Raw genomic sequence first — 20,751 nt, 5'->3', positions numbered from 1 at the left:
TAATTATGTTGAAGACTCTTAAGATATGCTTAAATCTCAAAAGTACCCTTGGCAGTCTCCCACGTCTTACGCGCTTTAATCCAGAATTTTCCTGATCATCTGACGGATTTCAAGGCTCGCCATGCTGCTCTGCCTCGGGGTGGTCTGCGTAAAAATAATGCCTGCAATTTTGTGTTTGGAATCCTGCCATGGGTGTGTACCAAATAAGCCAGGGCTGCTGCTTTCCACTACTTTTCCGTCGCTATCGAAAACGTCCAGCCAGTTGCCGACACCGTAACGGACCGGCCTTTCGGGCGTCGATGAGAACGGATTGTGTGCGTAGGGCGTGCCCGTAATCTTTGCATTTACGGTCTGGTCGGTCAGCATCGCATCGATCGCTTCTTCGCTTAGTACCCGGTGCCCGTTATAAGTGCCCCGGTTGACGAGCATTTCTAGGAACCGAAGATAATCGGCGGCGGTCGTGTGTACGCCGCCTGCGATGATCGGGTTGCGAACGGAGCGGTAGTCGGCTGTCATCCCGCAGGGCCCGGCAATGCGGTCATCGAACAGGTCCTGCCATTTTTTACCCGATACGATTTCGGCGATTCTGCCGCCGATCTGCATACCCGCGCTGCCGTAATCGAATTCTGCACCGGGGTCGGCGATCAACGGCGTATAAACCGCGATGGAATCGACTGCCTGGGCAAGGGTCATCAGCCTTTTGTACTCGTATTTCTGCGGGGAGTCGCCTCCGAATCCGGCCGTATGGGCAAATAATTGCCTGATGGTAATACTGCCTTTCCGGTGTGCGGTGAAAATCGGCAGGTACTTGCCGATCGTGTCCGAAAGCGATAGCTTACCCTGGCCGACCAGGCTCATCATGACTGCGGCCGAAAGCCATTTCGTCGCCGAGGCAATTGGCTTTGCGGTATGCTCATCCAGCCCGATGCTTTTTCTGTAAATCAGTTGGCCGTTTTGGGACACCAGCACGATTACCTGATTATTATAATCATCCGCATGCCCTTCAATGAATTTGTCGACCTCGGAAAAATCGTAATCGTCAGACGCTTTCGGCTCAACCTGGCCGGTGCGACAGGAGCAAAATACGAGTGTGCACGCGGTCAGTACTTTCAGGAGTTTGATCATCTCTGCTTATGATTTACGTTTTCTAAATTGCTCTTTCATTTCCTGCTGTTGCTTTTTGAACTGCCTGAATTGCTGCGGGCTGAGCACACCTTGCAGCTCCTTTTCCTTTGCCGCATTAATCTGCCTGAACGCTTTGAGTTTGGTGAGCCTGCTGCCGTTACCAGCGATAACCGGGTCCGTTTGCCGGGCATAACTTAAATTGATGGAGGATACTTTTACTACCTGCGCAGAATCGAGTTGGAGCGTTTCCTTCATTCGCTGCGTTTGCCATTGTGCCCGCTCATCAGCAGGCATATTGGCCAGCTGGGTTTGCTGTGCATGTGCCGAGCCGGCCAGCAGGAGTATCCATACAATGGCACAGATAGTTGTGGTCAGGTTCTTCATTGGACGTGTCGTTTTGTTTCTCGGCCAAAACAAATACAGGAATGTGGGATCAAAAATTTAACTCAATGATCGCGGGTAAATCCGGCGTGGAATCCGGGTTTTTTCCCTTGAACGGATTATTTTCGGCAGAAATGTATCTGAACCGGAAAATCAGCGGGCTCAGAGGATAAACTGCGCCATTCGACGGAGATTGTTTTGGTTCTCGACGATATGGCTTACCATTGCAGCTCCAATCCGTCTCACAATGAAAACGACTGCGTTCAAGAAGATCCCAGCGATGACCATATTTGCCTGGCTGGGCTACTGGCTGATCTGGGTGCTGATGTTTTCCAATGCCCGTCGGGACACTGATGCCGTTTGGGCGGCGACTGTCAATGTAGGTTTGCAGGCAGGGATCGTATATACCAATATGCTGCTGCTGATCCCGACCTTTCTGGAAAAAAAGCGATATATCGTTTACGGTGTCCTATGCTTTGCGTTGCTGGTGCTGTTCGCCAAAATTCAGACATCGCTCGTGCCCGCGGACATGAAGATAATCCTGAAACGCAATATTCAATATCCCAGGGCATTTCAGTTTATGCGGGCCTACCTGTTGTTTATGGTTGTGCTGATCATCAGTACCACGCGGAAATTTGCGGCGGACCGCTTCGAAACCCTGCAAATGCAAACCGAACTTTCCAGACAGCAACTGGAAAGTGAATTGCAATTTTTGAAAAACCAGATCAATCCGCATTTTTTGTTCAATACACTCAACAACATTTATACCCTGGCTTACCTGAAAGACGATAGCGCCGCGCCGATGATCATGAAGCTTTCGGATTTGCTCAGGTACATGCTATACCAATGTCACCCGCAATGGGTGTCATTGCAGGATGAGGTCGCTTTTTTGCGCAACGTCGTGGAAATGCAAAAATTGAAATCCGAAGTTTATCAGCGCCAGGTCACATTCGAAGCGGCGGGTGTAAGCGGTGACCATCAGATCGCGCCGTTATTGCTATTGACCTTTTTAGAGAACAGCTTCAAACATTCGGACCTGGATATGAACCCGCAAGGTCGCATAGGCATTAAGCTGCATGTGGATGGCCGGAATACAATGTCCTTTCGATGTATTAACACCAAAACTGCTGTATCGACGGCGGAGAGTGAGCCCGGCGGGATCGGTCTGGCCAATGTTCAAAAGCGACTGGAACTCGCATATCCCGGGCGACATGCATTGGATATCGCCGATCATGCCGATACCTTTGAAATCCGACTGACTGTAAACCTATGAAAATGACCTGCATGATTGTCGATGACGAGTCCCTGGCGCGTAAACTGCTCACGGATTATGTTTCCAAAATCCCTTCGCTCGATCTGGTAGCCACGTGTGCCAACGCGATCGAAGCTGCGGCCGTGCTGCAAAGCCGCCACCTCGACCTGCTCTTCCTGGACATTCAAATGCCTGACATCAATGGGATCAGCTTTATGCAGACGCTTGGGAAAGACCAGTTGGTGGTTTTTACGACTGCCTACACTGAATATGCCGTCAAAAGCTATGAGCTTAATGCAGTCGACTATCTGGTTAAACCCATTGCTTTCGAAAGATTCTTTCAGGCGGTTGGCAAGGCAACGGACCAATTGAGCAGGCGTAATCTCATACAGCAACCGGCCACCGCCGATGATGAGCAGGACCAAATATTCATCAAAGCGGACTCTAAAATATACAACGTTACACTTGGCGATATCGACTATGTAGAGGCTTACGGCGAGTATGTACTGATCCACCGCGGGGCCGACCGCCTGATGCCGCTTTTGCAGCTTGGCAAGTTGGAAGAACTATTGCCCGCTACGCGTTTCATACGGGTGCACCGATCCTACATCGTTCAATTTTCCAAAATTGAAGCTATTCAGGGTAATTCGATTTGGATCGGCAAAAAAGAAATTCCAGTTAGCCGGACCTACCGCGACATGCTGATGGAGCGGGTTCAGTTGCGGCATGTGAATTAGCCGACTTGACCCCAGGGCCTGCACGGACAGCCTAATAACAGCATTATGTTTCGGGAAAAATAACTTAGGAGGAGCATTGTAAATTTGGTACGGCGGAGTGCTTTGCAGCTAAGACTATTGTAAGCATTGAATCCTGTTTATTTTGACTACGGAGTGTAAGTGATTGTGCTCGGAATTCACTATGAGATACTCGACCAGCTAACGAAATTCGGCTAAAATGTGTCTGAGGGAGTTTGATTTAGGGTGTACGTGCTCCAAAACGATCGATAATATAATACAACAACATTCAGAAAAACCCTGCAAATAACTGATTTGCAGGGTTTTATTTTTGTGCGTATACAATCAAAACGTGCAATTTTTTTCAATATTCTGGTGAGCAGATCGAGAGCAAACCGCCTTTTTTAGGCAAGTTTTCGAAGTGCTCACCAGAATGTGGCAATGGGTGCTGAGGCTACTTGCTCACCACAATCTTTCTCATAGTTTGCTCACCATTTTTGGTAACGATTTTAACCAGGTACATTCCGTTGGGAAATTGGCCGAGATCGATACCATTTTCTGGCACAGAGTTGTATTTTAAAACGGTTACGCCGCCGGTATTAACCAGCGAAACCAAGCGAATCGCACTCGCATCAAGACCTTTGATATACAGTAGGTGCGAAGTAGGATTCGGATATATGCTTATCACCAGACCGGCTGTTGTGACGCTCACTGTGCGCGAGTAGGCAAAGCTACCGTCCAGGTCAACAGTTTTTAGTCGGTAGTAATTGGTCCCGGAAAGCGGTGCTTCATCGATCAATGAGTAGCTTATTAATCCGTGGCTCTCTCCGGCAGCAGCAGTCTGTTTGATTTTGTTCCAGTTCTTGGCGTCGCTACTACGCTCCACGTCAAAGTGGGATGCATTGATTTCTTCGCTCGTTTTCCAAGACAAACGTACGAGGCCTGCTTCCTTAACCGCCTCAAAGCTGACCAGCGTTACTGGCAATGCGCCTTCCCAGGTGAGGGTGTAGGTGGCAGGGCTAGGGTCGATAAGCCCGTCTGCGTCGACATAGGCATATTCAAATGAGGTTTTCGAATAACCTGAACCCGTCATTTTTAGACTGAACAGTGCGGGATTGGGAAACAATCTTGCGGTAACAATTTCATTGGTGCTTACCAAAGAGCCGTCATAATACAATTCTCCATTGTCAGGAAGCGAGGTAATGATGACACCTTTCGGGTTGGCATTAGTACCTGTGTTACCCGAATAAAATCCATCTTCCGAGTCGTTACCTGACATGAGGGGAGGATTTGCGCCGGTTCCATTCAAAGAGATCATCTGATCGACTGTCGGCCGGGCGATAGGAGCGTTCACGCTATTGGAATTTGGCAGATTCAGGTAAGTGACAGTAATGGCAGCCTGATCGGAGAGGCCGGTCGCAATTTCCGTCAGTGTATAAACAATCGGTGTTGGATTTCCATTAAAACCTGTCTCGGGTGCAAAAGTAACTTCACCTGTTGCGGGAGCGTAGGTCCACATGCCCTGGCCTGGTACGCTAAGTGTATTTTGAACGCCGTCCAACGAAGGATCCAGGTCCACGGCAACGGCTGCGGCTGTTGGCACACTTCCGCCATGAAGCTTGTCATTACTAATTATGTTCAGGGTAACATCGGTTGCTGGTGCATTGCGCAGGCTTTGATCGTCGTCGGCGATAGGTGGGGTTACTACCTCCGCGTTATCTTTATTGTTGGCCTGGTTGTCGTCGTTTTCGTTACTCTGTACTATGGCCGTGTTCAGGTAAGGTCCTGTTGTATTGACTTTGGCCGTCACAGTCATCGTAACGACTTCGTTTTCGGCTAATGTACCGATCGTCCACGTATCGGTTGCCGGGTTCCAGGAACCTTTGGAAACGCTCACATTCTCAACGGTGTAACCATCCGGAATTTCATCTGTCACTATCACGCCGGTGGCGGTCATCGGGTTTCCCGCATTCTCAGGCAGCGGAATGTTGGTCGCCTCGATCGTAAAGGTTATAGTTTGCCCGACACTGGGCGTAGCCGCAGACACTGTTTTGGTTACTGCCAGGTCTACGTCGGAAGTATAGTTGAAAAGCAGCTCACGAACAATTTCGTCGTTGTAAGCGCCTGTCCAGGTATTGATCGTGTTATTTTGACTAAAACCATTGTCGCCGTTGGCCCACCATTTGTGATCAGGTCCTAAAACGCCTGTCACATTAACCGGAACGCTCCTGGGACTCAATGTGCTGGTGCCGGAGATATTGGCTCTTGCGATGTCACTGTCATCCCAGTAAAGCTTATCGTTAACAGGCTCGGTACCTGATCTGAGCGGTCTGACGTGCTTGATAGAGATGCCCAGGCTTTGCTCCATATCATAGATCGGAAAGTGTACCGGGTAAAACATGAGCGAGGACACGAAGTGGATTGCCGTTCCTGAGGGTACATCTGTGCCGGTGCGGTCCTTTCCGTTCCAGTATATTTGGTAGATACCTGCGGCGTCATACTCGTTTGAAATGATCACGTCGCTTCCGTCGTAATACCCGTTGCCATTCAGATCAATCAAAATATCTACAATGGACGGGTTGTCGATTTCGACCTTGAAAGACGCTTGGCCGGCGGCGGGACTAGAACCCGGTCTTCTGGAAAAGACGGCTTCAAATGTTGCTATTGGTAACGGAGGCGAAGGCCAGACACTCGCGTCTGGATTGCTTACGAACAATGGGAAATGCGCATTCGACGAAGAGCCATTCATTGAACGACGGTTTTGTTCGAATGTCAGATTGGTTTTGGGACCATCCAGGTTTGCAAAAAATATGGCATAACCAGAGCTGCTGCCCCCAAAGTTGGCGTATTTCACATAAAAATCCTGGGCAGGTGTAAGGGTATTGTCGATCGGAATGTAAAAGCCAAAGTTTGCAGGCGAAGAAGTGGAGCTGGAAGAGCCTGCGGTAGTTGGCAGGTCATTTACCACACTCCAATATTTGCAATACAAACGGCCGTTTTGCCGCGTGTAGCTGCCGGGCGATCCCGAGGCTACGGTAACATCCCAATAATTAAATTCCAGGTTATTCGATTCGATTTCAACCCAGTAGGCTCTATCCGATCCAGTGGTGTTTTTAAATGAATAAGCAGTATATCCATTTCCCGTTACCTGGCTGGGCCCACTGCTAGCGGCTGTGGCGCTAGAAGGCCTGCCGGTAGCCCCTCCGGAGCCTTGGGTAATGCCTTGCGCATGAGCCAGTACTCTGTTCGGAGCGGTGGTGGCTGTCGGGTAAAAGCCTGTGGAAGAATTGTCATGGTACCAGTTGAAGTTGACCGTAGCGGTACCGGAAGAAGTCCTGAAACCATAAAAGACGGTTTCGTTTGCTTTAACCCATACATACATACGGTGTGCAGGATTATAGGGATTACTTGCCGACCCTGTGTTGGATGCCAGCATCATAAAGCCCCGGGTGACATATCCCGTATTGCCACCGCCCGAATTGCTTGTTGACGGGATAAACAGATTAACTTGCCTGTTGTCGGTCACGCCCCATGCGGAGGAACCTTCGGCGGAAGCACGGTCTATCCCGCAAAGCAGCGCCATCGCGAGCACTGCGAGGCCCATAAGCATTTGAGTGAACTTTTTTGTGGGAGATAAAGGATTGATCAGGGGGGCGCCGGGCTCGGCCGACCTGGAAATTTCTTTCATTGAAAAGCTACGGGTAAATTCTGATTGCATGCTGATATAGAGGTTTTACTATGGGAAAACAAGACAGTGCCATCTGCGAGCAGGCTCGCAGCGGTCCATCTTTAAATATTTAAAGAGATTTGTTGGGACTTTGAGCGTGGTTTGTAACACTCTTTTTTGTGATGTCGCCGCCCGATTACTTTGGCAAGTATATACGTTTTTGGTGCGAAGACTGTCCTTTAAGGGGTCAAAAACCAACTTTTCGGGGTGAAGATCTTGGTTCTTGGGGAGACAATTTTGGCTGATCAAATGTATTCAGGCACTCGAAAAATTTTAACTACAAGTTTAGTCAAATCAGGCTATCGTTTTTCTCTATACGTATGACAATGAACGAGCGGACAGTTCTAATTTTGAAATCGTATTAGTTCACTTCATCGAGTTGTTTAGGACACCGTTATACTTATGATTGCTGCTTGGAGTGTATTGCATTGCCAGACCGCTACATACGAGGCTGCTGCTAAATATCGGCCCTTTTCCTATCGGTCTGAATTTTAAAAGTGCAGTAGGGAAATCTGCTTTCTGCATTGTCTTTAGTCCCGTTTCTGCCAAACCAGTAGGCCAAACTTCACTCCGAACGAAACCAACGGTGTCCACTTTCTGCCCGGGAAAAAGTTTTCACCCTCAAAGAACGGATCATAACTCACCTCCTGCGGATTTTCGATGCGGGTGTAGCGCACATTGGTTTTGCGAGGCCCAGTCAACTTGATTTAATTGGCCACCTTTATTTCTGTCGGCGTCAATGCGTTTTTTTCGCTGAAAGACCCGTGGAGTTGTCATCAGCAGGTCGATCGCAATTTGCATATTGACATATATCCGGTTTGAGACCAACGATTTGACACAATCTTTGAGATCGTGGTCGCCGAAATCATCGGGTAAATATGCATCGATTTTTTCCCGGAAGAAATGGATGATGTCGCCAATTTGATGCTGATAGTCAAAAAGAATGATCTTGCAGTTCAGATACATCGACCTTATCTTTTTAATAGCGCTTATAATTACTTTATCGGACATATTTCTCACCCTGAAAAAAAAATAGGTGCAGCATTCGACCGTGCTGTCTATTGACAGATCGGTTAGCAAGTTGTATTCAGAAAACCTGCATCGGGGTATCATCGATTGCATAACCGATTTGATTCCCGCTCGGAACATGGGGCGGCTATCTACAATGATTACCCGATAATCTTCTTCGGTGAGGTGGATTCTCATTTTCGTATAATATTCTTTATATGAATGATGCGGAGGCGATCAAATCAATGATGGATGTCCGACGATTTTATCAGGCTCAAATTGCCACTTTATTTTCAGACACTGGGGGGAGATAATCGTCATTTTAGTGCGGTTATTTTTTTGTCGGATAAAAAAATAAGTGTAGGGAAAAATGCTTTCCGGTAAATCTCGTGACAGGCCCCGACAGTGCTATCCTGCCGGTATCCGAACCCCGGCGGAATGGTAGAAAATCTTGCCTATCTGGTAGGATTTTTGTGTTTATGGCCTGTTTTGGGCAGTAATGCGTTGAATGCGAATAAGCTGTCAGGTATGTTTGTGGGCATCCGACGGGAAGTCAAGATCGTCGGCCCAGATCTTTACTCAACTCCGCAATAGGTAATTCCGGCATTTATTTTAGCGAGCACCTTTTTATTAAAATAACAAATTATTTGCACTTGATCGTGTTATGAATTCGGAAGACGGGAGGCTGATATTAATTATTGAAAATAGTATTAATCCGTACAATCTGGGGCGGAATATATCAAGGAATAGCTTCCGTGTAATAGAAAGCAATGGCGGTGAAGAAGGGCTTTCCCTGGCACGTCAATTAAAACCCGATTTGGTTATCTGCGATATTTCCACTTCGTCGGTTGGCGGGATGTCGATCTGTACGGAATTGAAATCCGATGCCGCGACAAGCCACGCATCCGTCATTTTATTGGGGCCCGTTTCGCAGCAAATAGACGGACTTAGAGCTGGTGCGGATGATTATATCTCTTTGCCATTCGATAGCCAGGTGCTGGGATTGAAAATAGAAAACCTGATTCGGTCACGCGATGCAATGCGTGGTAAAGTCGTACAGGAAATGTCGGCCCAATCCGAATCGAATGGATTAAACGACCAGTTTCTTGAAAAACTGGAACAGCTCATCCTCGAAAATATCGCGGATCCGGATTTTGGTGTCCATGAAATGGCATTTCAAATAGGCATTAGCGTTTCGGTCCTTTATCGTAAGCTCCGATTACGTACAGGTGCCACTGTAAACGAATTTGTTAAAACAATTCGAATGAAGGGAGCCATGAAACTATTGGAGACAGGAATTTATAATGTGGCGGAGGTAGCCGCCGCGATCGGATATGAGGATAGCAAATATTTCAGCAAAGAATTCCGGAAATTTTTCGGAGAAACTCCCACGGAAGTGAAACGACGTACTAAATGAAGTAAACGTAATGACTACACTGGTATACACACTAAATCTTAGCCGGATTCCGGCCGACGTTGAGTAAGTAAATCAGCCTCCCGGATTTGCGGGAGGCCTGATTTTGTATAATTAGCTGATTGTGTTCTTTTTAAACTCGTTCGGGGTTTTCCCGAACACCTTTCTGAACTCTTTGCTGAAATACTTGCTGTCGTCGAATCCGATCATCGTGGCTACCTCTGCTACATTATAAACCCCCGATATTAGTAGTTTTTTGGCTTCATTAAGCCGGATCGCTTTTACAAACTCGTTTACGGTCATACCTGTGAGCGCCCTCAGCTTGCGGTATAGCACCGATACGCTCACCCCCGCCTGCGCCGCAAGTTCGTTTACACCGAAGTCGGGGTCGGCCAGGTTTTCGGCTACCATGGTTCTGATCCTGGCAATAAATGCCTCGTTCACATCCTGGGCAATAGTGTTCCCGTCCTCGTCTGTCAACACTGATTGCCGGTAACGCGCCCGCAACTGATCTCGTACGCGGATGAGGTTGCGGATTTTCAATTCAAGAATCCGCGGATCGAAGGGTTTAGCCAGATAGTCGTCCGCACCCGATTCGAGCCCTTCGATGACTTGTTCGTTCTGGGTTCGGGCGGTGAGCAGTACCACTGGAATGTGTGCGGTGGCGATGTTGGTTTTCAGTCTGTTGCAGACTTCCAGTCCATTCATTTCGGGCATCATGACATCCGACAGGATAATGTCAGGCAAATGCTCGTTGGCCAGTTCCAGGCCGTGCAAGCCATTCTCCGCTTCAATGATATTGAACTCGCCTTCAAACAGGTCCCGGATGAATACCCGCAGCTGGTCGTTGTCTTCGATGATGAGGATGGTGTTGGACTGTTTGGCATCAGCTAGTTGGTTACTGGCCGGCATCGCCGCCATTTCAGCCAGCATATCGCCCATATAGCCATTTCCGTTCAGCGCCAGCTCGTCGGGCCCGAAATGCCGCTTTTCCCGCAGCAGCCTGATCGCCAAAGTAGTGCCTCCGGGTGACGCTTCGCCGTGTGCATGACCATTGTGCAGACGGCTTTCGGCGGTAAGGTAGCCGCGGTGCTGCTCTACAATAGCCTTGGACAAGGCCAGTCCGATGCCGTAACCGGGCTTCTCCGAATCCGCCTGGTAGTAATAGGTAAAAAGCTTCTGCAAATGCTCCCGGGACATGCCCTTGCCGTTGTCTTCCACGGTGATTTTTACTTCGTTGGAGGTTTCTGCAATGCGCACGGTTACCTTGCCGCCTTCGGGCGTGAACTTATAGGCATTGCTCAGCAGGTTGTAGAATACCTTTTGCATCTGGTCGATATCGAACCATAAGGGTACCGGCGTTTCCGGAGCGATGAGCATGGTTTCTATGCTTTTGTCCTTCGCCATGTGCTCAAATGCGGCAATCACACTTTTGATAATCCTGACCACGTCGTGTTCGCGCACCTGCAGGCGCGAACCGCCGCTTTGGATCTTACGGAAATCGAGCAGCTCGTTCACCAGCAGCATCAGCCTGTCGGAACTGGTTCGGGCATAGCCGAGGTAATTTTCGTTGTTCTTGCCCTCTACCGCCTGATGGTAGGCTTTTTCCAATGGCCCGCTGATCAACGAAAGGTGCGTCCGGATTTCGTGGGATACGTTGGTGAAGAAATCGAGTTTTACCTGGTTCAGTGCATTTTCTCTTCTGAAAGAGCTCCTTATCCAGAAGAAGCGCGTAATAATATACACGATACCGGCGGTCAGCAACAGGTAGAAAGCGTAGGCGTACCACGTTCGCCACCAGGGCGGCAGGATGTTGATCCTGACTTGCAGCGGCTCTTCTGTCCACACGCCGTCCCCATTAGCAGCTTTTACCTGGAAAATATAGCTCCCGGTGGGCAGGTTCGTGTAGGTGGCCGATGGGGTTTGCACGTAATTCCAATCCCGGTCAATGCCGTCTATTTTGTAGGCATACCGGTTGACATCCGATCTCACATAATCGAGCAGCGCAAAGTCGAGGGTAAAAATGCTCTGATCATGCCGGAACGTGATCTCCTTTACCTTGCCGACAGGCAGGGGGAGAATGCCGGTACTGTCGCTTACCCGCACTGTTTTGTTATACAATTTCAATGCGCTCAAGACAATCGGGGCGGTGCGGTTAGGAATGGAGATGGTGGCCGGGTCGAAGCTAAACATGCCCTTGTCGGTCACGAAATAGAGATGGCCATTCCTGTCGACCGTCCCCGCGCCCTGCATTAAGGTCCCTTTCAAAGGCAAACCATCGTGTGCGCTGTACGATTGCAGGGTCCTTTCCTTTGGATGGTACCGGTACAATTTCGATGATGCATTGATCCAGATATAGCCTTTGCTGTCGGGTACTACATCCAGCGCGGCTTCCCTCGGGATGTCCGTGTTCAGCTCAAATTGATTTTTTTCGGGATTATATTTTAAAAGCTGCGTGTGGCAAGCGGCCCATATGGTTCCCGCCCGGTCTTCATTGATCCGCCAGGAAATGACGAACTCTTCCTGCGAACGAATTTTTTCAATCGCGGGCCTGGGCGACCTGGCTGCTTCCGCTTTTATGCGGTACAACCCGGCTTTTCCGCCGATCCAGATATTCCGCCGGGAGTCTTCGAAAATAGTTGTGGTGTAGGTGACCACAGGTTCTTTTGTGAAAGTACCGGTCGTTTTGTCAAATAAAAGCAAGCCGTACCGCCCACCGACCCAGAAATGCCCGAAGCTGTCTTCGGTGATTGCGTAGGTGCGTCCATTAGCAGGTTCGATCTGCCCTGGTTTAGCGAATGGGTAATGCCTGTAAATTCCCCTTCGGAAGTCGTAACTGGTGAGGAGTGTGTTGCCGCCGGCCCAAAGCACGTCGTTTTGATCGATATAAAACGTATAATAGTCGCCCTCAGCAGCCAGTTTTAGTGGAAATGTCATCGAATTTTTGCCGTCGGCATCGAAAAGCAGGAGCTTGTCCGCTTTGTCCGAAATACTCCACATGCGATTCGTTTTACTTTTTCCGATCCACGCATTCACAAACGAGCCGGCACGCGGATCGTTAGGTTCGAACGGCCACCGTCTGAAACGCGGCGAATTGAAATGGAAATAGTGAATCCCGGAATAGTAAGATCCCAGCCAGAGTCCGCCCTGGTTATCAAGGTATGCCGAAAGCAGCGCGTTTTCGGGCAAGCTTTGCGGATTGCCGGGCTGGTTGGTATACCAATCCGCCTCTCCGGTTAATGGATCGAAGTGCGCCAGCCCTGAATCCGTGGCGAGCAGCAGCTTACCTCGTCTGTCGGAGATGATTTCCCTTACGACCGGCAAGCCGCCCGTGGTGTTTTTCAAACCAGTGATGGTACTGAAAGCTTCGGCCGCCGGGTCGAACCGGATCAGTCCTCCGAGACTGTTTCCCAGCCAAATAGCCCCGTTATCGTTCGTAAAGACCGTCAGAAACTCGTTCAGCTGCGTTTGGGATATGGTCTTCGGCATTTGATACAGCTTCGGTTTCCCGCCATTTGCCGGCATTCTGATCAGCCCGTCGGCGGTGCCCAGCCAAAGCGTTCCGTCCATACCTTCCGCCATGCATTTGATATTCAGGGCCCGGCCTTTGAATTCGTTTTGCAAATGGCGGGAAACATTGAACGACCCATTGCCCGTGACGATCCGGGTGAGCCCATGCTGCGTCCCTGCCCAGATCTGTTTTTTGCTGTCTTCGATCAGGCAGTTGACCCACTCGTTGGACAATGAGTTAACCCGGGTGGAGTCATATTTAAAATGGGTGATATCGGCCGTATTCGGGTCATAGAGCGTCAGCTCCGAAGCCGTACCCACCCAAATGCGCCCCCGGGAGTCGGAAATGATGTCACGGATGTCCGAAAAGAGCGGCTTTCTGGCCGGATCCATCCGGTAGGGCGTCAGCGTCCGGGTGTCGTAACGGATCAGCCCGTTCAGCGTACCGAACCACATAAACCCGTCTTTATCCTGCGTAATGGCAAGGACTCCGTTTATGGGCGATTCTTCCGCCTCCGAAAAATTCTTAAATGACTGTCCTGCCGCGGGAGCGAAGCAGGAAAAAACGGCAATGAGTGTAAGCAGTAAATTTTTGTAGCTATTCATCAACGGGTATGCACTAGGGAAACAGACGATGATTTTGTGAAATCACGCAAACTTACGACCTCTCGACGTATACAGCCAAACTGAATGTGGCCTGGCAGGGCTCCGACAGGTGCTCGTAAGATTTGCCCAAACTTCCCCGCTAAGATCCGTGAAGTAGTGCGGGAAATGTCATTATGGGGCCTTTCTGACAAGAAAAACCTACTATTTAGCCAAGATTCTCCCCTACCTCAATCGAATTAAGTTTGGACATTTGTCGTAGAAATATTTTCAGAATACCTCCACTATTAGAATTAATTCCGCGGTAAACGATCCTGGAAATCTGCGCTATGCCACACTATGTCATTTTCATTTCCTGACACCAGGCAGAACAGTTTCGCACCTGTGAGATAAAGCCTTGTAACTGAATCGGACCGGGGCAAAGAACCCATTTCGGGGCGGAGCGTATCCTCCTAGCTGGCCATGCCATGCCCAAAAATTCTAAAATCAATTTATTAATACTTAATGTACTGATTATGAATAAATAAAAGAAAGAGAAGAGAAGTGTAAACCATTTATGGACAATTGAAAACTATTTTATGAAACGAAATGTACAAGTTGCCGCCATCGCACTTGCTTCTGCAATGCTTGCGTGCTTTGGCGCACGTGCGCAGGCACCCGGTGGGGTTTCCCCAGCGGTCTGGTACCGGGCCGACGCACCTGGCTCCGTATTTTCAGACGCAGGCTCCACGGCCGCGTCGAATAACGCCACCGTTCAGCAATGGAACGAAGCGCGCGGGACAGGCAGGAACCTGATCCAGGCTACGGCCAGCGCACGGCCGGTTTTTTCCAATAGCTCCGCGTTGGCAAATTTTAACCCCACCGTCACCTTCGACGGCAGTAACGACTTTCTACAATTCACCGCGGGTACGGGTGTAAATCTGATCGACAGGGCCAATGGCAGTATCTATGCCGCCGGCTATGTGAACACGCTGAAACAAAGCGGATTTGCCGGGTTTCACGCATCGATGGATTATCCGGGTCTGCATATTTTTGGTAGCAATAACAAACTGCTGTTTTTTACAGGAGGTCCTGGTTACCAGGGATTGAGTGCCTCTGCCTACACAGCAGACATGTTCTTTTCGGCTGGTTCGGGATGGCAGAACGGCGCTGGTACGAATGCATCGTACGCAGCGGCGACCGTGTCGCTCAACGGTACACGTACCGACTACAACGGCAGCCAGCTCTATAATGCCAACCTGAGCACCGGCGCGCGTGATTTCCGTATCGGTGCGGATAATAATTACGGTGCTTTCAGCGGCCAGCTGAATGAGGTAATGGTGTTCGAAGATAAGCTGACGACAGACCAGATGGACCGGGTCGAAACGTACCTGGCTGTCAAATACGGGACGACGTACGCGGGCGGAACGCGCGACTACAAGAGCTCTGCCGGCAATGTTGTTTGGAATGCTTCGGCTAATACAGGTTTTCACAATAACATTGCAGGTATTGGCCGCGACGACAATGGTGCGTTGCACCAGAAGCAATCTTGGAGCACGAACGCGGGGCGTCAGGTGTTGATCGGTACTACGGGCTTAACGAACACGAACGCAGGTAACTCATTAGCGCTGAACGCAGGGCAGTATCTGATATGGGGCGACAATGGCCTGGCCAAAGTGCCAACCGTATCTACCACTGCATTTCCGTCGGTATCCCATCATTTTCAGGCGATATGGAAGGTGCAGAATTCAGGAGCTGTGGGAACCGTTCGTGTGGCCTGGCCAAAAGGCCTTAAAAGTCTGAGCCTGATCCAAAGTAGCGATCAGACTATCGGTGCAGGAGATGTGCTGACACCTTTGACATCCGAGACTACAATCAATGGCGTCGTTTACAACTATGCGGATGTGACGCTGGCCGATGGTCAGTATTTTACATTTGCGGCCAAAGTACCGGCGCCCGGTGGTGTTACCACAGGTTTAACCCAATGGTATCGTGCGGATGAAGGCTTGGTTAAAGTTGGAGGGGATGGTAGTAACGTTACGACCTGGACAGATTTTGCAAGAGGTACTGTTTCCGGTCAAATTGCAACAGCGCCTGTTCCGGTTTATAAACAAGGTGCAACAAACTATTTCAATTTCAATCCGGGTGTGAATTTTACTGCAATCCAACAAATGTTGGGCAACATCACCACCCAGACCTTAGAAAATACTTCCTTCGATATTTTCACATTGACCAAAGAAGGTATGAGTGGAACGAGGTATTTTAACATTGGCATGAATAATACCTCATTGGGTGGTGCCAACTGGGATCAGCCCGGACTCTATGCCAGCGGCAACATGGCTACCAGAAATAGTACAGGTGGAGGAGCAGTCATAGTAAATCCAGGTAACATTGCTTTTTCTACCACCATACCAAGCATCATGTACCACACTTTCACCAATACATCTATCAGGAAGGGTGTGAACGGTGCAGGCCTGGGTACACAATATGATGTTTCGGCAAGAGGGCAGATGACTGGCGGCCATATTTTTGGCGCTAACGGAGGTACCAATCCTCCGGGTGGTGATGACTGGGGCTTCACCGGTCATATTGGAGAAGTGGTTATTTATGGTGGCGGAAATTTGACTGCGGCTGAAAGAAACAGGGTAGATAGCTATCTGGCGATCAAATATGGTATCACATTGCCGGCAGGTGTAAATTATCTGAACTCCAATGGAAGCGTTGCGTGGGATGCGGCTGCTAACAGCGCCTATCATAACAACGTGGCTGGTATTGCCAGTGATGAGTCGTCCGCATTGAGTCAAAAGCAAAGTATCAGCGTCAATAAAGGGCAGCAGGTTATAATTTCGACCACTGGCCTGACAGACACTAATGCTGGAAACGGAACTTCACTTTCTGATGGACAGTATTTGATTTGGGGCGATAATGGTTTGTCTAAAACGCTTTCTGCATCGTTTAATTTTGCCAGTGTCCCCACATTGAATTTACGCTTTGCGGCTATCTGGAAAGTACAAAATACAGCAAATGTAGGAACAGTGCGTGTGGCATGGCCGTCCGGAATTCCAAGCCTTACGCTTATTCAAAGCGCCGACGCTACCATTGATGATACAGACGCCAGAACAGATATGACTGCCAATTCAGCATCTGTAAATGGTGTTTCTTATAATTACGCTGACGTAACCCTGAGTGATGGTCAATACTTTACTTTCGCAGGGTTCGTATCCGGACCGGGTAATGTAGCTTCGGCGGCATGGTATAGGGCAGATGCAGCAGGTCAGCAGTTTTCTGACGCGGGCACAACGGTGGCAACAGATGGACAGGCTCTGCAACAATGGAATGAATACAAAGGCACCGGATACAATCTTGTGCAGGCGAGCGCAGGAAACAGACCTACTTTCTCTAACACCACAACGCTGGCCAATTTCAATCCAACAGTTACATTCCCCGGCAGCCAGTGGATGCGATACACCGCTCCCACAGGAGTAAATGTGATAGATCGGGCAAATGGGTCAATTTATGCGGCAGGGTATCTTAACAGCCTAAAAAATGTTGGTTTTGCCGGTTTTCATTCTTCCATGGATTATCCCGGGTTACATACCTATTCGGTAAGTGGTAACTATAATCTGTTGTTCTTTACAGGAGGGCCGGGTTATCAGGGTTTAAGTGGTAATAGTTTTGTGAATAAAAATTACTTTACCATAGGGTCCGGATGGCAGAATGGCGAGGGCAGTACCGCGGCTTATGCGGGCGCTACCGTGTCATTAAATGGTAACCGCACCGTTTTCTCGGGTACCAACCAGATTCAGAATGCCGTCATCAATAATGCTTCCCGGGATTTTCAAATTGGCCAGGATGACAACCATGGCGCGTTGAATGGGCAGTTGAATGAAGTGGTTGTGTTTGAACAACGACTTACCGAGGATGAAATGAATCGGGTTGAAACCTATATGGCGATCAAATATGGTACAACCTACGCCGCGGGTACAAAAGACTATGTAAACTCATCTTCTGGTACTGTGTGGGCAAATGCTACCAACAATGGCTATCATTTCAACATTGCAGGTATTTCCCGTGACGATATGGGTTCCTTGTATCAGAAGCAGTCATGGAGCACCAACCCAGGCAGGCAAGTTTTGATCAGTACCACGGGTCTCGACAATACAAATGCTGGCAACACAGGTGTACTCTCCAACGGTCAATACCTGATTTGGGGTGATAACAATCTCGCAAAAGCGCCAACGGTTTCTATCGCAGGAATAAGTGGTGTTAATTACCGCTTTGCATCCATCTGGAAAGCTCAAAATACCAACGCTGTTGGTATGGTAAGAGTCGCATGGGCTAAGGGATATGCCAACCTGAAACTGATCCAAAGTGGGGATGCAACCATTGATGCATCGGACGTAATAACAGCGATGGAAAACAGCCAGGTTGTAAACGGGATAGAATATGCCTATGCCGATGTCACAATAGCGAATGGACAATATTTCACCTTTGCAGCCTTTATTCAGGCACCGGGTGGAGTAACCAACAACCTGAGCTACTGGTACCGTGCTGATAAATTAGTTGATGCTGCGGGTGAAGATGGCGATGTTGCTTATTGGACAGATTTCACTTCTGGTACAACGGTTGGGCAGATTAATGAAGCTCCTTTGCCTAAATTTAAAAACGGAGGTGCTACTTACTTTAACTACAACCCAGGCATCAATTTTACGGCTATCCAGCAAATGATAGGTAATATAGATGTGCAAACCTTACATAGTTTGGACTTTGATATCTTCAAGGTTACAAAGGAGGGGGCAGCGGGTTCTAGGGTATTTAATGTTGGTATGAATAATGCAACATTTAATGGAACCAACTGGGATCAGCCATCTCTTTATCCTAATGGCGGGGTTGGCCGAAGAAATAATACCGGGGCACTAATAACGTACAACGCTGTTCCAGGCGGCATTGCAGCTTCTACTACTGTACCAAGTATTATGTACCACAAGTTTTCTGATGTGAATGTAAGTAACGGCCTCAATGGTGCTGCCATTGGAACTGGTACAAATCATACTGCGACGGGCGCTGTTACCGGTGGGCACATTTTCGGTGCAAATGGAGGAGTAAATCCCCCCGGAGGAGATGACTGGGGATTTACCGGGCATATAGGCGAGTTGGTTGTTTATGGACATGGTAGCGTTACTGCTACCGAAAGAAACAAGGTAGATACTTATCTTGCTATCAAATATGGTGTCACGTTGAATAATACTAACAATTACACCACTTCCAGTGGAGTAGTTGTTTGGGATAAAGATGCAAACATTGCCCATTACAACAACGTGGCCGGTATAGGTAATGACTTTATTTCTGCCCTGCATCAGAAACAAAGCCGCAGCCAGCATGCGAACACCAACGATCAGGTGATCATCGGTTTAGGTGGAATTGCTGCAACCAATGCTGCCAATACCAATTCACTAAGCGATGGGCAGTTCCTTGTGTGGGGTGACAACGGCAATACGCAAAACATGACCACTGCCAATACACCGTTTGTTTACTCAGGCAGCATCAACAACGGCCGTCGTATGAACCGTATCTGGAAAGTTCAGAATACCAATGTGGCCGGAGAGACCCTGATCCGCTTTCCGCAGGCTTCGGTGGGGACTACCACGCTAGCCAACGATGCGTGCGCAGGTTATGTGATCCTGTTCGCGTCCGACGCTGCGTTCTCGTCCAACGTGACGGCAGTTCCGGTGACTTTGAATGGCACAGACTACGAAGCCACTCATAGCTTCCCGAATGGCGCCAGTTACTTCACGTTTGGTAAAGTGACCCCGATTACCACGGGTACTGTGTACCTGCCTGCTGTAACGGAAGAAACCACGCAATTCGTCGATAACTGTGCTACCGGCGAGTGGACGTATTTCCGTAAGAGCGCTGACGCTTCGCTGAAACTGTTCGCAACGTCAGGTCTACCTGCGGACGTCCTCAATAACCTCACGGTGAAGATTACTCCGGAAGGCGTGACCTATACAGATGGTACCAAAACGACCAGCCTGATGCCGCGGATCGCATCGGTTACCAACGGCTCTGCTACTGCATTCACAGGGGCCAAAGTACGTATCTATTACAGCGCTTCCGAATTGACTGCTACGCAACTTCCGGGCGCTCAGGTGAACGCATGGTTCAAGTATGAAGGATCAGCGGAAGACGTCATCGCGAATGTGTACGGTTCCGGAGTGCTTGACGCAAGCAAGGCCGTTCAACTGACACCTAACGCGAGCGGCGTGGAGGATGGGGTCAATTATGTGGAGTTCCATAACATTTCTTCACTTTCTTCATTCGTGTACCTATCGACTACCTCTGAATCGGCAATGCCTGTAACGCTTACTTACTTCAAGGCGGCTAAGGAAGGTGGCATAGCCAATCTGGCCTGGGCTACTGCCGAAGAGGTGAACAACAAAGGCTTCGAGATCCAGCGGAGCGCCGATGCACGTAACTGGAACATCATCGGATTTGTGGAAAACCAAACCGAAGGCGGTAACAGCAAAGGTGCGTTGAGCTACGATTTCAAAGATGCGTCGCCGATGACAGGTACGAACTACTATCGTCTGAAGCAAATCGATCTCGACGGAACTTACATGTATAGTTCTGCCGTAGCACTCCGGTTCGACGTTGTGAAAGGTGCATTGTCCGTATACCCTAACCCGGTAGTCAATGGAAGATTGTCGCTCAATCTGCCGCATTCCGGCTCGTATAAGGCATCGATCTACAATGTCGCCGGCGTGGAAGTGATGCAAGCCAACCAGTCGGGTGACAGCCTGGATATTCGTAATCTACGCGCAGGCCTGTATGTGGTCAGGATCGTGTACGCAAATGGCGAGAGCCACAGCAAGACATTTGTAGTGAAATAACAAAGTGTGCTGGGGTAAGTAAAACAGTATCCGAAGTTTTCGGATACTGTTTTTTACCAACCATTTGATAGCCAAATACCTTAACTACGCTATACCGCACTAGACCAATTGGACCAGATCAACTCCCT

At 49.0% G+C, this 20,751-nt stretch carries 9 protein-coding genes; 4 read left to right on the top strand and 5 right to left on the bottom strand.

The genetic code is table 11. The annotated features are described in order from the left end of the window. Positions 1–75: 75 nt before the first annotated feature. Together IEY24_RS11570 and IEY24_RS11565 are read right to left on the bottom strand one after the other, a co-directional pair. Complete coding sequence (locus tag IEY24_RS11570; RefSeq protein ID WP_188931820.1) at positions 76–1,125, bottom strand: serine hydrolase domain-containing protein; 1,050 nt, start codon at positions 1,123–1,125, stop codon at positions 76–78. 6 nt (positions 1,126–1,131) lie between these two features. Next, positions 1,132–1,509, bottom strand: a complete 378-nt coding sequence (locus tag IEY24_RS11565) for a hypothetical protein (RefSeq protein ID WP_188931818.1) — start codon at positions 1,507–1,509, stop codon at positions 1,132–1,134. A 244-nt stretch (positions 1,510–1,753) separates the two neighbouring features. Between IEY24_RS11565 and IEY24_RS11560 the strand changes: the two genes are divergently transcribed. Both IEY24_RS11560 and IEY24_RS11555 read left to right on the top strand, forming a co-directional pair. Continuing rightward, a complete protein-coding gene (locus IEY24_RS11560) occupies positions 1,754–2,779 on the top strand; it encodes a sensor histidine kinase (protein WP_188931816.1) in 1,026 nt (341 codons plus the stop codon). Positions 2,780–2,781: 2 nt separating this feature from the next. Beyond that, positions 2,782–3,495 carry a LytR/AlgR family response regulator transcription factor gene (locus tag IEY24_RS11555; protein ID WP_188931815.1) on the top strand — a complete coding sequence of 238 codons (714 nt, stop codon included), beginning with the start codon at positions 2,782–2,784 and terminating at the stop codon, positions 3,493–3,495. Positions 3,496–3,946: 451 nt separating this feature from the next. On the opposite strand, the gene IEY24_RS11550 is transcribed toward IEY24_RS11555, so the two are convergent. Both IEY24_RS11550 and IEY24_RS11545 read right to left on the bottom strand, forming a co-directional pair. After that, positions 3,947–7,180, bottom strand: coding sequence for a T9SS type A sorting domain-containing protein (locus IEY24_RS11550; RefSeq protein WP_188931813.1), 3,234 nt, complete (start codon positions 7,178–7,180; stop codon positions 3,947–3,949). Positions 7,181–7,852: 672 nt separating this feature from the next. Then, positions 7,853–8,185, bottom strand: a complete 333-nt coding sequence (locus IEY24_RS11545; RefSeq protein WP_188931807.1) for a hypothetical protein — start codon at positions 8,183–8,185, stop codon at positions 7,853–7,855. A 706-nt stretch (positions 8,186–8,891) separates the two neighbouring features. On the opposite strand from IEY24_RS11545, the gene IEY24_RS11540 reads away from it, so the two are divergent. Continuing rightward, positions 8,892–9,644, top strand: coding sequence for a response regulator transcription factor (locus IEY24_RS11540; protein WP_188931805.1), 753 nt, complete (start codon positions 8,892–8,894; stop codon positions 9,642–9,644). Positions 9,645–9,755: 111 nt separating this feature from the next. Here IEY24_RS11540 and IEY24_RS11535 read toward each other — a convergent pair whose 3' ends face one another. After that, positions 9,756–13,757 (bottom strand): hybrid sensor histidine kinase/response regulator transcription factor, encoded by a 4,002-nt coding sequence (locus tag IEY24_RS11535; protein ID WP_188931803.1) that lies wholly within the window; start codon positions 13,755–13,757, stop codon positions 9,756–9,758. A gap of 575 nt (positions 13,758–14,332) precedes the next feature. Between IEY24_RS11535 and IEY24_RS11530 the strand changes: the two genes are divergently transcribed. Next, positions 14,333–20,623 carry a T9SS type A sorting domain-containing protein gene (locus IEY24_RS11530; protein ID WP_188931801.1) on the top strand — a complete coding sequence of 2,097 codons (6,291 nt, stop codon included), beginning with the start codon at positions 14,333–14,335 and terminating at the stop codon, positions 20,621–20,623. Positions 20,624–20,751: the final 128 nt, after the last annotated feature.

Source organism: Dyadobacter endophyticus, from assembly GCF_014641595.1.
Taxonomy (GTDB): Bacteria; Bacteroidota; Bacteroidia; order Cytophagales; family Spirosomataceae; genus Dyadobacter; species Dyadobacter endophyticus.
Note: the sequence above shows the minus strand (reverse complement) of the source record. Positions and strands in the feature narration are given on the sequence as shown.